The sequence below is a fragment of the Streptomyces spectabilis genome (genome assembly GCF_008704795.1).
GTDB classification, from domain to species: domain Bacteria; phylum Actinomycetota; class Actinomycetes; order Streptomycetales; family Streptomycetaceae; genus Streptomyces; species Streptomyces spectabilis.
In genome coordinates, this window is sequence record NZ_CP023690.1 from 8041448 (window position 1) to 8055349 (window position 13902).

Here is a 13902-nt window from a genome sequence, read left to right on the forward strand (position 1 = left end):
GGCGCCATGGCCTCCCTGCCCAGCACCCCGCCCCCGCCCTCGCCCCCGAGCACGCGCACGAGCCTGCCCCGCGTCGTCGCCGCGAGCCTCGTCGGCACCACCATCGAGTGGTACGACTTCTTCCTCTACGGCTCCGCCGCCGCGCTCGTGTTCAACGACCTGTTCTTCCCCACGGCCGACCCGCTCACCGGCACCCTCATCGCCTTCATCACGTACGCGATCGGCTTCCTCGCCCGGCCGCTCGGCGGCGTCGTCTTCGGGCACTACGGCGACAAGGTGGGCCGCAAGAAGCTGCTCGTCGTCAGCCTCCTGCTGATGGGCGGCTCCACCTTCGCCATGGGGCTGCTGCCCACGTACGCGGCCATCGGGGTCGGCGCCCCCGTGCTGCTCACCGTGTTGCGGCTCGTGCAGGGCTTCGCGCTCGGCGGCGAGTGGGGCGGCGCCGTCCTGATCGTCTCCGAGCACGGGGGCGCCGCGCACCGCGGGTTCTGGGCGTCCTGGCCGCAGTCGGGCGCCCCCGGCGGCAATCTGCTCGCCACCGGCGTGCTCGCGCTGCTCGCCGCCGTGCAGTCCGAGGCCGCCTTCGAATCGTGGGGCTGGCGCATCCCGTTCCTGCTGTCCGGAGTCCTGGTGATGGTCGGCCTGTGGATCCGCATCTCCGTCAGCGAGTCACCGCTGTTCCTCGAAGCGCGCGCCAAGGCCGATGCCGCCGCCGCGCGGGGCGTCAAGGAGGAGACGCCCGTCGTCGAGGTGTTCCGCACCAACTGGCGGCAGGTGCTCACCGCCATCGGCACCCGCTTCGGCGAGAACATCTCGTACTACGTCCTCACGTCCTTCGTGCTCGTCTACGTCACCAAACACCTGGACCTGCCCAAGAGCACCGCCCTGAACGCCGTCCTCATCGGCTCCGCCGTGCACTTCGTCGCCATCCCCGCCTGGGGCGCCCTGTCCGACCGCGTGGGGCGGCGGCCGGTGACGCTCATCGGCTCGGTGGGCATGGCGCTGTGGGCGTACGTCTTCTTCGCGCTCGTCGACTCCGGGTCGTTCGCCGTGATCACGGCGGCGGTCACCGTGGGGCTGCTCCTGCACGGCGCCATGTACGGGCCGCAGGCCGCGTTCATCTCCGAGATGTTCGACACCAGGGTGCGCTACTCCGGCGCCTCGATGGGCTCGCAGCTCGCCTCCATCGTCGCGGGCGCGCTCGCGCCGATCATCGCGGTGCACCTCCTCAAGGAGTACGACTCGTCGGCGCCCGTCGCCCTGTACCTGTGTCTGGCCGCCGTGGTCACCACCCTCACCGTGGCCCTCGCGCGCGAGACCCGGGGACGGGACCTGCGGGCGGACGCGGCCGCGCCGGGTGAGACGGACGGGCGGGGGGAGCCGGGCGCACCGGGGGAGGCCGGGAGCGTGCCCGCGCCGGTACGCTCCGGCGACCCCTCCTGACGCGACCCGCCGCCGAGGTCGTGGAGACCCCCGCACGTCGGAAGGCAGCCGCCCCCATGGCATCCGCCCACGCCCGCCCCGGCACCGCACCCGCCCCCGACACCGCGGGGGCCCTGCGGGAACTGCTCGACCTCCTCGGACGGCACGCCCCCGCCGAGCAGTTCGCCCGCCCCGCGGCCGCGGCCCGTGCCGCCGGGGCGGACCGGACGCAGCTCGCCCTCATCGAGGAGGCCACCGACGCGGCCCTCGCCGTCCGCCGCACCCTCGACCAGCACCGCCGCCGCGAGGCCGAGCTGTCCGCGCTCTTCGACACCGCGAGCGACCTGGCGGCACTCAGCGACCTGGACGCGGTCCTGCGCGCCATCGTGCGCCGGGCCCGGCTGCTGCTGCGCACCGACGTCGCGTATCTGACCCTCAACGACCCCGTCGAGGGCGACACGTTCATGCGCGTCACCGACGGCTGCGCCTCCGCGACCTTCCAGCAACTGCGGCTCGGCATGGGCGAGGGCCTCGGCGGGCTCGTCGCCCAGACCGCCCGGCCCTACGCCAGCGCCGACTACCGCGCCGACATCCGCTTCCAGCACACCCGCGCCATCGACACGGCCGTCGGCGAGGAGGGCCTGCGCGGCATCCTCGGCGTGCCGCTGCGCGTGGGCAGCCGCGTCATCGGCGTCCTGTACGCCGCCGACCGCAGCCCGCGCGACTTCACCCCCGACCAGATCGCGCTGCTCGCCTCGCTCGCCGACCACGCCGCCGTCGCCATCGACAGCGCCCGCCTCCTGGAGGAGACCCGCGCCGCGCTCGTGGAGCTGAACGCCGCGACCGCCACCGCGCACGCGCAGAGCGAGGCGCTGCGCCGCGCCGCCGAGACGCACGACCGGCTCACCGACATCGTGCTGCGCGGCGGCGACGTGGCCGACGTCGCCGCCGAGATCGCCGCGCTCCTCGACGGCGGCCTGGTCATCCAGGACGCCGACGGCACCGAACTGGCCCGGGTGGGCGCCGCCGCGCCGACCCCGCCCGCCCGCGGCATCGCCGCGTCCCGCTCCGGGGGCCGCGCCGTGCCCGACGACGGGGTCTGGGTCTCCGCCGTGCTCGCCGGGCCCGAACTCCTCGGCAGCATCGCGCTCGGCGGCCGCCCCGACCTGACCGACAGCGACCGGCGCCTGTTCGAACGCGCCAGCCTCGACACCGCGCTGCTCCTGCTGCTCCGCCGCACGGTGGCCGAGGCCGAGGACCGGGTGCGCGGCGAACTCCTCGACGACCTGCTCACCGCCGCGCACGCCACCGACCCGCGCCGGGCCGAGACGCTCGCCCTGCGCGCCCGCCGCCTCGGCGTGGACCTCACCGAACCGACCGCCGTGCTCGTCCTGCACGGCGAACCGGACCTGCGCGCCCGCCTGGCCACCCGGGCGATACGCCACGCCCGGACCCTGCGCGGCCTCGCGGGCCCGCTGGGCGGCCACGTCGTGCTGCTCGCCCCCACCGCCGAGCCGGGCCCGCTCGCCGCCCGCCTCGCCGCCGAACTCGGCGAGGCCCTCGGCGCCCCGGTGACCGTCGGCGCCGCGGGCCCCGCCACCGGGCCCGCGCCGCTGCCCGCCGCCCACGCCGAGGCCCTGCGCTGCCTCCAGGCCCTGACCGCCCTCGGCCGCACCGGGGAGGGCGCGAGCCTGCCGGACCTCGGCTTCGTCGGGGTCCTGCTCGGCGACCGTACGGACGTCGCCGGGTACGTGCACCGCGTCCTCGGGCCCGTCCTGGACTACGACACCCGACGCGGCACCGACCTCGTCCGCACCCTGGAGGCCTACTTCGACCAGGGCGCGAGCCTGTCCCGCGCCAAGGACGTGCTGCACGTCCACGTGAACACCGTCGTGCAGCGCCTGGACCGCACCGCGCGGCTCCTCGGCGCCGACTGGAACAGCCCCGCCCGCGCCCTGGAGCTCCAGCTCGCCCTGCGGCTCAACCGCCTGAGCCGCTCGCCGGGGCCCCGTCCGGCCTAGCCGCGCGGGCCCGGCGCGGCTGCGCGGGCACCCCGTCCAGGGTGCCGGCGGGCAGCGGCCCGTCCGGGCCGTGCGGGCCGGCGGCGCCGTCCGTGCCGACCGGGTCCGTGCGGTACTGGTGCGACTGGAGCTCGAAGAGGCGCCGGAAGACCCCCGGCCCCTCGGTGGCCATGAGCGTGGCGAAGTCGCCGTGCTCGACGAGCCTGCCCTCCTCCAGGACGAAGATGACGTCGGCCTCCTTGACGCTGTGCAGCCGGTGCGTGACCAGGACGATCGTCTGCTCTGCGGAGGCGAGCGCGCGGATCTTGTCGAAGGCGTCGATCTCGGCGGCCGGGTCCATGCTGCTGGTGGGCTCGTCGCAGATGAGGACGCCCGCGTCCCGGAAGTAGGCGCGGGCCAGGGCGATGCGCTGCCACTGTCCGCCGGAGAGGTCGACGCCGCCCTCGTACCCCTTCTCGCACAAGGTGTCCCAGCCGTGCGGGAGTTCGCAGAGGACGCGCTGCGCGTCGGCGTACGCGGCCGCCGCGTCCAGGCGCGCGGAGTCGTGGATCGCGTCCGGGCGGCTGATCGCCACGTTCGCGCGGGCGGTGAAGGGCCACCGCTGGAAGTCCTGCGGCACAAGGGCCACATGGGAGAACACGTCGTCGCGCGCGAGCGCGCGCAGATCGGTGCCGTCCCACGCGACCGTGCCCGACGACGGCAGGTACAGGCCCGCGAGGAGCTTGCTGAGGGTCGTCTTGCCGGAGCCGTTCGCGCCGACCAGGGCGATCACCTGGCCCTTGCGGACGCTGAGGGACACCTCGTCGAGCGCGTCGCGGTCACGGCCGGGGTAGCGGAACGTCACCCGGTCGAAGGCGATCTCCGCGGGCGGCTCGGGCACCGCCGCTCCCGTGGCCGGGATGGCGCGCCGCTTCGCCTCCTCGCGGGCCCGAATGAGGTCCGTCATGAACAGGCTCTGCTCGTAGAGGTGATGGATGTTCGTCACCAGGCGGCGCAGCCCCGCCGTGCCGCTGGTCAGCGCGAGGACGGCCGTCGCGCCCGAGGCGAGCGGCATGTGGCCGTGCGTGAGGAGCCAGGCCAGCAGGCCGTACGTCACCGCCGCCGTCAGGCCGGAGAGGGCCGACGTGCCGAGGTCGGTGCGGGCCTCCAGGTGCGCGAGGCGCGTCTGCTCGTCCGACGCCTGCGCCGCCATCCCGTCGAACTGGTCGAGGAGGAAGGGACCCGCGCCGTGCACCCGCAGCTCCGGCGCCGCGTCCTGCGAGATCAACAGGCGGCGCAGGGCGCCCAGTTGGCGCACGTGCTCCAGCCACACCTGCACCGACTCGTACGTCCGGCGGGCCGCCCGGACGGTGCCCCACGCCTTCGGCACGATCACCGCGACGAGCAGCGGGAGCAGCGCCGGGTGCAGCACGGCGAGGACCCCGCTGACGGCGAGGAGCGCCATCGCGGCCTCGACGATGCCGAGGGTGTGCTCGATGAGGCGGCGCGCCGCGGTCTGGCCGTGCTGCCCGGAGTCGAGGGCCGCGTGGAAGTCGGCGCGCTCCATGTGCTCCATCTCGACCCGGATGACGTGCTTCAGCATGGAGAGCGCGGCGATGCGCTCCACCTTCGGGCCGAGTCCGCCCGAGGCCGCGAAGGACACGGCCCGCAGCGTCGCCGCGAGCGCGCTGGCGGCGGCGACCCCGATCAGGGACGGCAGCGCGTCCTGCACCCGCTCGGCGGTCGGGCCCGCCGCGAACAGCGACACCAGGACGCGGTTGGTGGCGAGCAGCCCGAACGCGGTGGCCGCGGCCTGGCCCAACTGCGCCACCGCGACCACCACCAGGGCCACGGGATCGGCCCGCCAGCCGAGGGCGGCCGTGTGCCCGACGAGCGTGGGGATCTGCCGCAGGATGGTGAGGAACGACGTCTTGAGCTGCGCACCCTCGTGCACGGTCCAGCCCCACGAACTGCGCAACCGCCCCCCGAAGAGCAGCTGTTCCGGCGGTGCGTGCTCGGGCGGCGCGGCCGGGTCCGCGCCCGTCCGGCCGCGCCGCCGCTTCCGCGCGCGGGCTCGTGCTGGATGGTGCTGCCGCACATTGCCTCCCAGGTGTCCGTGGTCCCTTTCGGGTCCTTGGTCCACCTTCCCGGGGGAGCGGCCCCGGCGGGGTACGGCGGGCGCAATCTGCGCGGGATGGGGTGAAATCGGCCTGGAATGGCAGTGAATGGGGCCCGAAGTGCGCTCGTGCGACGTTCACTTGTCGCAGGGGCCGCCGTGGGGCTCGGTGTCGTCCGGAACCAGGACGACCTTGCCCGTGACCGTGCCGGACTCGGCCAGGCGCAGGGCTTCGGAGGCCCGTGACAGCGGGACGCGCGCGGCGACCTGGGCGGTCAGGCTGCCGTCGGCGAGCAGCGCGAAGACCTGCGCCAGGTCCGTGCGCAGCCGCTCGCGGAAGGCGTCGGCGCGGCGCCGTCCGGCCCAGATGTTGTAGAAGCGCGCGTGCCGGGAGTTCGGCAGCGCCTGCCACAGCGCGAGGCGCGCGAACAGCTTGAGCACCGGGGCCTTCGACGACCCCGCCACGTCACGCGTGGACGCCGTCCCGTACGACACGAGCGTGCCGCCCGGCGCGAGGAGCCGGAAGGACTCCACGACCGCCTCGCCGCCCACGTGGTCGAAGACCGCCCGCACACCGTCGGGCGCGAGGCCGCGCAGACGTCCGTACAGCTCGGGATCGCGGTAGTCGACGGGCGTGACGCCGAGCCGGCGCAGCGCGTCGTGGTGGCGGCGCGACGCGGTGCCGATGACGCGGACGCCCGCGATCCGGGCGAGCTGGGCCAGCGTGGAGCCGACGCCGCCGTTCGCGCCGAGCACCACGATGGTGTCGCCCGCCCGGACCTTCGCGGTGCGGTGCAGCATCTGCCAGGCGGTGACGCCGTTCACCACGAGCGTCTCGGCGTCGGCGGACGCGACGGACTCCGGTACGGGGACGAGGTCCGCGGCGGCCACGGGGACATGGCTCGCCCAGCCGCCGGTCTTGGTCAGCGCGGCGAAGCGGCCCCCGACGAGGGCGGGGTCCACACCGGGTCCTGTGGCCACCACGCGCCCCACCAGGTCGTAGCCCGGCACGAAGGGGAACGGCGGCTGGTCGAAGTACTTGCCGCGCCGCATCTGCTGCTCGGCGAAGGAGACGCCGGTGGCCTCCATGGCGAGCAGCGCCTGGCCAGGGCCCGGGGCCGGGGCGGGCCGCCGCCGCACGCTGAGCCCTTCGGGCTCGACGATCCCGGGGAGCACGACCTCGGTGGTCTTGCGCATGTCTGGACCTCTTCTGGGGGGTGTGGGTCTCGCTTGAGTTAGAACCTCTAACGAGAGAATGCGCCCCACGTCCCCATCTTGTCAATGATGTTCTCGCGAGAGTTATAGCCTCTAATGGAAGTCGCGGTCGTGACGGGACGCGCGAGGCCCGAGCGTTGACCGGCGCGCCCCGCGGGGCAGGATGGGAAAGCCGCGCGGTCAGCGCGCACACTCGCTCAAGGAAGGTACGGCGATGGAGAATCCGGCCCCCGGACGGCGCGCCCCCGGCCGGCTCAGCATGACCACCGCCACGCTCGACGACTGGCGCGTCGTCACCGGCTGGGCGGCGGACGAGGGCTGGAACCCGGGGCTGCGGGACGCCGAGTCCTTCTTCGCCCAGGACCCAAAGGGATTCTTCATCGGCCGTGTCGACGGCGAGCCGGTGTCGGCGATCTCCGTCGTCAACTACAGCGCCTCGTACGCGTTCCTCGGCTTCTATCTCGTACGCCCCGACGCCCGCGGCCTCGGCCACGGCATCGCCACCTGGCGCGCCGCCCTCGCGCACGCCGGTGACCGCACCGTCGGCCTGGACGGCGTACCGGCACAGCAGGACAACTACCGCCGCTCGGGCTTCGAGCTCCGCCACCGGAGCATGCGGTACGTCGGACCCGTGGTGCCGTCCGGCCCGGTGGCCCCGCACGTGCGGCCCGTCGGGGACCTCGGGCCGGAGGCCGTCGCGGCGTACGACGGCTCCTGCTGTCCTGCCGACCGGCCCCGGTTCCTCGCCTCCTGGCTGACCACGCCGGGCCACCGCGCGCTCGCCTGCGTCGCCGACGGCCGGATCACCGGGTACGGGGTGCTGCGCCCGGCCCGCGACGCCGCCCGGATCGGGCCGCTGTTCGCCGACACCCGGGCGGACGCCGAGGCCCTCCTGGACGCCCTTGTCGCCGACCTGGACGGGGCGCCCGTCGCCGTCGACGTGCCCGAGTCCCACACGTCCGCCGTCGCCCTCGTCGAGGCCCGCGGCATGAAGCCGACGTTCGCGACGGCGCGCATGTACACCGGTCCTGTGCGGGAGTTCGCGCGGGACAAGGTGTTCGGGATCACCACCCTGGAGCTGGGCTGAGGGACGGGGCGCGCGGGTCAGGTCACGGTGAGCCGCCGCTTGCTCCTCGCCGTGGAGCTGTTGCCCACGTAGACGTCGAACGCGCCTTCCTCGACGCGGAATTCACCGCGCGGGTCGTTCGTCCAGAATCCCAGGTCGTCGGCGCCGAGCCGGAACCGCACGGTCCGTGAGGCACCCGCGGCGAGCGTCACCCGGCGGAAGCCGCGCAGCCTGCGCACCGGCTGCGTGATGCTCGCCGCGAGGTCGTGGACGTACAGCTGCACCACCTCGTCGCCCTCGCGCGCGCCGGTGTTGGTGACCGTGACGGACACCTCCACCGCCTCGCCCGCGCGCAGCGCGCGGGCGGGGATGCCGGTCCGGCTGAGCCGGGGCTCGCCGATCGCGAAGGTCGTGTAGCTCAGGCCGTGGCCGAACGCGAACTGCGGGTCCGGCGGCAGGTCCAGGTACGTGGAGGTGTACTTGTTGTCGGCGGCGTACGGGCGGCCCGTCGACTCGTGGTTGTAGTGGACGGGGATCTGCCCGACCGCGCGCGGGAACGAGACGGGCAGCTTGCCGCCCGGGTTGACGGTCCCGAACAGCACGTCGGCGATGGCGTTCCCGGCCTCCAGGCCCGGGTGCCAGGCCTCCAGGACGGCGGGCGCGCTCTCCAGCCAGCCGCCCACGGTCAGCGGACGGCCGTTCACGAGCACCACCACGAACGGCCTGCCGGTCGCCGCGACGGCCTCGATCAGCTTCTCCTGCGCGCCGGGCAGACCGATGTCGGCGCGCGCCGCGGCCTCCCCGCTCAGGGCGGGCGGCTCGCCCACGACGACGACCGTGACGTCGGCGGCCCGCGCGGCCGCGACCGCCTCCGGGATGCCGCCGGTGTCCTCGCCCGCGGCGTCGACCCCGAGGGCGTACGTCACCTTCGCGCCCGGCGCCGCGCGCCGGATCGCGTCGAGGACCTTCACCGACGGGTACTTCTCCGCCGCGGCCGGGACCACCCAGGTGCCGAGCAGGTCGGCGGAGTCGGCGAACGGCCCGACCACGGCGAGGGACGCGAGGGACTTCTCGAGCGGCAGCGCGGCCCGGTCGTTCTTCAGGAGCACCAGCGAGCGGGCGGCCGCCGAGCGCGCGGCCCCGCGCGTCGCGGGGGTCGGCCCGTCGACGGCCGCGCCCGCGGTCTCGTCGACGTACGGATCGTCGAACAGGCCGAGGGCGAACTTCAGGCCGAGGATCCGCGCCACCGCCTCGTCGAGCCGGTGCTCACTGATCCGCCCCTCGCGCAGCAGCTGCTTGCCGTGCTCGCGCAGGGTGGTGCTGACCATCTCCATGTCGACGCCCGCGGTGAGCGCGAGCCGGGCCGCCGCCGCGCCGTCCTCGGCGAAGCCGTGGGCGACCAGCTCCTGCACGCCGGTCCAGTCGCTGACGACGAAGCCGTCGAAGCCCCACTCCTTCCTGAGGACGTCCGTGAGGGTGTGGGCGTTGCCGTGCGCCGGGACGCCGCTGATGGTGTTGAAGGAGGCCATGACGGTGGCCACGCCCGCGTCGAGGGCGGCCTTGAACGGCGGCAGGTACAGATTGCGGAGCCGGGACTCCGACACGTCCACGGTGTTGTAGTCGCGGCCGCCCTCGGCGCCGCCGTACGCGACGAAGTGCTTGGCGCAGGCGGCGAGGCGGTCCTTCGCCCGGTAGTCCCGGCCCTGGTAGCCCTCGACCTTGGCGGCGGCGAACCGCGCCGTCAGATAGGGGTCTTCGCCGCAGCTCTCGGCGACGCGGCCCCAGCGCGGCTCGTGCGTGACGTCCATCATCGGCGAGAACGTCCAGTGCACGCCGTTCGCCCGGGCCTCCCGCGCGGAGACCTCGGCGTCGGTGCGCGTCACCGCGGGGTCGAAGCTCGCCGCCTGCGCCAGCGGGATCGGGAACGTCGTCCAGAAGCCGTGGATGACGTCGAGCCCGAAGAGCAGCGGAATGCCGAGCCGGGACTCCTCGACGGCGATGCGCTGCACGGCGTTGGTGCTCTTCGCGCCGAAGATGGAAAGGACGGACCCGAGGCGGCCCGCCCGCGCCGCGTCCTCCACGTCCTTCGTCCCGCCGCCGCCAGGGCCGGTGTCCCAGGCCCAGGCGAGCTGCTGGAGCTGCCCCAGCTTCTCTTCGACAGTCATACGGTCGAGCAGCTTCTCGACCTCGCGGCCGTGACGGCCGGGCCGGGGCGCGGCCCCGGCGATCCCGGCGCTGACGGCGCCACCCGCGACGGCCGCACCACCCACCACCGACAAACCGGACAGCAGCGTGCGCCTGCGTAGCTCTCGCATGTGTTCGCCTTCTCACGTCACGGTGGGGGCAAGCGGGGGAGTGGCCACAAGAGTCGAAGCGAAAGTACGGGGCGGGTACAGGAGGGTCAAGGCAGGCGGCGGAGGCAGTCGAGTGGATCGCCTCCACGCTTGACCTCAACATTGGTTGAGGTCCTACGGTTCCTTCCATGAGCATGGAAACCACGGCGTGGACGCAGATGTACAGCGTCATGAACGCCCAGCAGGAACGCCGCCCCTTCGCCCGCGCGACGCTGCGCCGCATCGCCGCCTTCGCCCGCCCGCACCGCCGCCGCATCACGCAGTTCGTCCTGCTCAGCGTCCTCACCGCGGTGCTCGCCGTGGCCACGCCGATCCTCGCCGGGCACGTCGTGGACGCCATCGTCTCCGGCGCCGACTCCTCGCTCGTCGTCCGGTACGCCCTGCTCATCGCCGTCATCGCGGTCGCCGAAGCGGCCCTCGGCATCCTCAGCCGCTGGCTGTCGGCGACCCTGGGCGAAGGTCTGATCCTCGACCTGCGCACGGCCGTCTTCGACCATGTGCAGCGCATGCCGGTCGCGTTCTTCACGCGCACCCGCACCGGGGCGCTCGTCAGCCGCCTCAACAACGACGTGATCGGCGCGCAACGCGCCTTCAGCAACACTCTTTCGGGTGTCGTCGCCAACGTCGTCACGCTGCTGCTCACCCTCGGCGTGATGCTCGCCCTGTCCTGGCAGATCACGCTGCTCGCGCTCGTCCTGCTGCCGGTGTTCGTGCTGCCCGCGCGGCGCATGGGCACCCGGATGGCGCGGCTCCAGCGGGAGGCCGCCCACCACAACGCCGCCATGGGCACCCGGATGACCGAGCGCTTCTCCGCCCCCGGCGCGACCCTCATCAAGCTCTTCGGGCGGCCCGGCGACGAGTCCGCCGAGTTCGCCGAGCGGGCGAGCCGGGTGCGCGACATCGGGGTGCGCACGGCCATGGCCCAGTCGGCGTTCATCACCGCCCTCACCCTGGTGTCGGCTCTCGCGCTCGCCCTCGTCTACGGCCTCGGCGGGTACTTCGCGCTCGAAGGCTCCCTGGAGGCGGGCGCCGTCGTCTCCCTCGCCCTGCTCCTGACCCGGCTGTACGCGCCGCTGACGGCTCTCGCCGGCGCCCGCGTCGAGGTGATGAGCGCCCTCGTGAGCTTCGAGCGGGTCTTCGAAGTCCTCGACCTGGAGCCGCTCATCGCCGAGAAGCCGGACGCGGGGCGGGTGCCCGAGGGCCCCGTCGCCGTGGAGTTCGACGACGTCCGCTTCGGCTACCCGGCCGCCGACAAGGTCTCCCTCGCCTCCCTGGAGGAGGTCGCGTCGCTCGACGGCCGCGGCGGCGCCGAGGTCCTGCACGGCCTGTCCTTCCGCGCCGAGCCCGGACAGACCGTCGCGCTCGTCGGCTCCTCCGGCGCGGGCAAGTCGACGATCGCGCAGCTCCTGCCGCGCCTGTACGACGCCGACGCCGGGACCGTGCGCGTCGGCGGCGTGGACGTGCGCGACCTGTCCGCCGACTCCCTGCGCGACACCATCGGCATGGTCACCCAGGACGGCCACCTCTTCCACGAGTCCGTCCGCGCGAACCTGCTGCTCGCCCGGCCCGGCGCCGACGAGGACGACCTGTGGGAGGTGCTGCGCCGGGCCCGCCTCGACGACCTCGTGCGGTCGCTGCCCGACGGGCTCGACACCGTCGTCGGCGAGCGGGGCTACCGGCTCTCGGGCGGCGAGCGGCAGCGCATGACCATCGCGCGGCTCCTGCTCGCCCGGCAGCGGGTCGTCATCCTCGACGAGGCGACCGCGCACCTGGACAACACCTCCGAGGCGGCCGTCCAGGAGGCCCTCGCCGAGGCCCTGTCCGAGCGCACCGCCGTGGTCATCGCCCACCGTCTGTCGACCGTGCGCTCCGCCGACCAGATCCTCGTGGTCGAGGACGGCCGGATCGTGGAGCGCGGAACGCACGAGGAACTCCTCCTGACGGGCGGACGGTACGCCGAGCTGTACCGGACGCAGTTCCTCACGGGGGACGACGTGGAGGTGGCGGCATAGCGACGCCCCGCACGGCCCCTCAGCACCGCGCGGACCCGCCCCTTCCCGGGACGGGTCCGCGCGGTGCTGAGGCGTAGAGGGGGCTACGCGGTCTGCTTCTCGTACGTCAGGAACACGGTGCCGCTGTCCAGGGCGTCCACCTCGGTGCGCTGCCAGAGGGTGGGGTCGAAGGGGGCCTTCTCGCCGAACAGGGGGATGCCCGTGCCCACCGTGAGGGGGGCGAGCTTGATGACGAGGCGGTCGATCTCGGCGTACAGGGCGCCCGCGAGTTCGCCGCCGCCCACGAGCCACAGGCCCTTGCCGGGCTCGCGCTTGAGCGCGCGGACCCTGGCGGCCGGGTCGGTGGTGACGAGCTCGACGGCCGGGTCCGGGCTCTCGGTGAGGGTCCGGCTGAAGACGAGGTGCCGCAGGTGCGGATAGCAGTCGGTGAATCCCGCGTCCAGGCCGTTCTGGTACGTGTTGCGCCCTTCGAGCATCGTGTCGAAGTGGGTGCCATCGGCGGTGATGCCGAGGGCGGACCGCGCCTGGACGGGGAGCGTCTCGGGGTACTTCTCGGCGAGCAGGCGGACGTAGTCCTCGCTCACCGGCCAGAAGCCGTCGGGGCCCGTGGGGTCGGAGCCGTCGGGCCCGGCGATGCGGCCGTCGAGGGACATCGCGATGAAGTAGGTCAGCTTGCGCATACGGGCTCCAGAGGTGAGGAAGGCGGTGGTGGTGGCGGTGGGGCGGCGACGGATCAGCCGCGGCTGCCGGGCTTCGGGAGAGGCCGTGGGCGCGGCATCGAGTGCGGCTTGGCGGGCTGTGGGAAGGGGCGGCGGGGCTGGCCGGCGCGGAACTGCCGCTGGGCGCGGACGGTGGTGTTGGCTCGCATCTGGACTCCTTCGGCGGGTCGCTGACCACGACCCGGGACGGGCTGCCGACGGCCCGGACGGGCCGCGTGGGGTGCCTCCAGAGCGCATCAGGTGATGTACTCTGCTTGCAGTGGTAAGAACGTAGTACTTCACTTGCAGTGGTGTCAAGGGAATCGAGAAGACGTCATGAGACAGAACCCCGCCCGCCGTACCGCGCTCCTTGACGCCGCGATCGAGGTGCTCGCGCGCGAGGGCTCCCGCGGGCTCACGCTGCGCGCGCTCGACGCGGAGGCGGAGGTCCCCAAGGGCACGGCCAGCAACTACTTCGCCCACCGCGCGGACCTGCTCGCCCAGGTCATGCAGCGCGTCCAGGAGCGCCTGCTGCCCGCGGAGGACGCGCTGGCGGACACGATGCGCGAGGCGCCGTCCACGGACCTCGTGGTCACGCTCCTCAAGCAGCTCGTCGAGCGGATGCGGGCCGACCGCAGCAGCCATCTGGCCCTGCTCGAAATGCGCCTGGAAGCCACCCGCCGCCCCGAACTCCACGCCGAGCTGAACCGGTTCATGGCCCAGCAGCTGGAGGCCAACGTCAGCTTCCACCTGGACGCGGGCCTGCCCGGCGACCGCACCGGCGTGGTGCTGCTCTACCTCGCCATGCTCGGCCTGATCATCGACGATCTGACGGTCCCCGACCTGCTCACGCCGTTCTCGGTCGACAAGCTCATCGAGGAGCTGCCGCAGCGGCTGCTGCGCTGAGGCCGGGCGGCGCGGCCCGGTAAGGGCTGGTTAGGGGTACTCGGGGCGCGGTGCGCCGCCCTACTGTGGAACGCGGAAGGGCCGCCGCAGGGCTCTTCGGACAGGGCCGGTCC

General features: G+C 73.9%; 9 protein-coding genes. 5 read left to right on the forward strand and 4 right to left on the reverse strand.

Features of this window, described 5'->3' with window-relative positions:
- The first annotated feature begins 6 nt into the window (after positions 1 to 6).
- Complete coding sequence (locus CP982_RS34845; RefSeq protein WP_150514108.1) at positions 7 to 1443, forward strand: MFS transporter; 1437 nt, start codon at positions 7 to 9, stop codon at positions 1441 to 1443.
- Between the two features lie 56 nt (positions 1444 to 1499).
- Positions 1500 to 3443 carry a helix-turn-helix domain-containing protein gene (locus CP982_RS34850; RefSeq protein ID WP_150514109.1) on the forward strand — a complete coding sequence of 648 codons (1944 nt, stop codon included), beginning with the start codon at positions 1500 to 1502 and terminating at the stop codon, positions 3441 to 3443.
- Here the strand turns inward: CP982_RS34850 and CP982_RS34855 are convergent.
- Positions 3403 to 5520, reverse strand: coding sequence for an ABC transporter ATP-binding protein (locus CP982_RS34855; protein WP_229879328.1), 2118 nt, complete (start codon positions 5518 to 5520; stop codon positions 3403 to 3405). The two genes, CP982_RS34850 and CP982_RS34855, sit on opposite strands and share 41 nt — an antisense overlap.
- A gap of 156 nt (positions 5521 to 5676) precedes the next feature.
- The gene (locus tag CP982_RS34860) at positions 5677 to 6735 is read right to left on the reverse strand and encodes a medium chain dehydrogenase/reductase family protein (RefSeq protein ID WP_150514110.1); all 1059 of its coding nucleotides are present in this window, start codon (positions 6733 to 6735) and stop codon (positions 5677 to 5679) included.
- A 232-nt stretch (positions 6736 to 6967) separates the two neighbouring features.
- Here CP982_RS34860 and CP982_RS34865 point away from each other — a divergent pair, with 232 nt between their 5' ends.
- Positions 6968 to 7840: a GNAT family N-acetyltransferase gene (locus CP982_RS34865; protein ID WP_150514111.1), complete on the forward strand. Its 873-nt coding sequence runs from the start codon at positions 6968 to 6970 to the stop codon at positions 7838 to 7840.
- A gap of 17 nt (positions 7841 to 7857) precedes the next feature.
- On the opposite strand, the gene bglX is transcribed toward CP982_RS34865, so the two are convergent.
- Positions 7858 to 10134 (reverse strand): beta-glucosidase BglX, encoded by a 2277-nt coding sequence (gene bglX, locus CP982_RS34870; protein ID WP_150514112.1) that lies wholly within the window; start codon positions 10132 to 10134, stop codon positions 7858 to 7860.
- Positions 10135 to 10301: 167 nt separating this feature from the next.
- Between bglX and CP982_RS34875 the strand changes: the two genes are divergently transcribed.
- The gene (locus CP982_RS34875) at positions 10302 to 12185 is read left to right on the forward strand and encodes an ABC transporter ATP-binding protein (protein WP_170316547.1); all 1884 of its coding nucleotides are present in this window, start codon (positions 10302 to 10304) and stop codon (positions 12183 to 12185) included.
- An 83-nt stretch (positions 12186 to 12268) separates the two neighbouring features.
- On the opposite strand, the gene CP982_RS34880 is transcribed toward CP982_RS34875, so the two are convergent.
- Positions 12269 to 12865: a dihydrofolate reductase family protein gene (locus CP982_RS34880; RefSeq protein WP_150514113.1), complete on the reverse strand. Its 597-nt coding sequence runs from the start codon at positions 12863 to 12865 to the stop codon at positions 12269 to 12271.
- Between the two features lie 354 nt (positions 12866 to 13219).
- Here CP982_RS34880 and CP982_RS34885 point away from each other — a divergent pair, with 354 nt between their 5' ends.
- Complete coding sequence (locus tag CP982_RS34885; RefSeq protein WP_150514114.1) at positions 13220 to 13789, forward strand: TetR/AcrR family transcriptional regulator; 570 nt, start codon at positions 13220 to 13222, stop codon at positions 13787 to 13789.
- Positions 13790 to 13902 lie beyond the last annotated feature (113 nt).

Coding starts and splice junctions, on each gene's coding strand:
- CP982_RS34845 (WP_150514108.1), top strand. CDS start 7: ATGGCCTCCCTGCCCAGCACCCCGCCCCCGCCCTCGCCCCCGAGCACG.
- CP982_RS34850 (WP_150514109.1), top strand. CDS start 1,500: ATGGCATCCGCCCACGCCCGCCCCGGCACCGCACCCGCCCCCGACACC.
- CP982_RS34860 (WP_150514110.1), bottom strand. CDS start 6,735: ATGCGCAAGACCACCGAGGTCGTGCTCCCCGGGATCGTCGAGCCCGAA.
- CP982_RS34865 (WP_150514111.1), top strand. CDS start 6,968: ATGGAGAATCCGGCCCCCGGACGGCGCGCCCCCGGCCGGCTCAGCATG.
- bglX (WP_150514112.1), bottom strand. CDS start 10,134: ATGCGAGAGCTACGCAGGCGCACGCTGCTGTCCGGTTTGTCGGTGGTG.
- CP982_RS34875 (WP_170316547.1), top strand. CDS start 10,302: ATGAGCATGGAAACCACGGCGTGGACGCAGATGTACAGCGTCATGAAC.
- CP982_RS34880 (WP_150514113.1), bottom strand. CDS start 12,865: ATGCGCAAGCTGACCTACTTCATCGCGATGTCCCTCGACGGCCGCATC.
- CP982_RS34885 (WP_150514114.1), top strand. CDS start 13,220: ATGAGACAGAACCCCGCCCGCCGTACCGCGCTCCTTGACGCCGCGATC.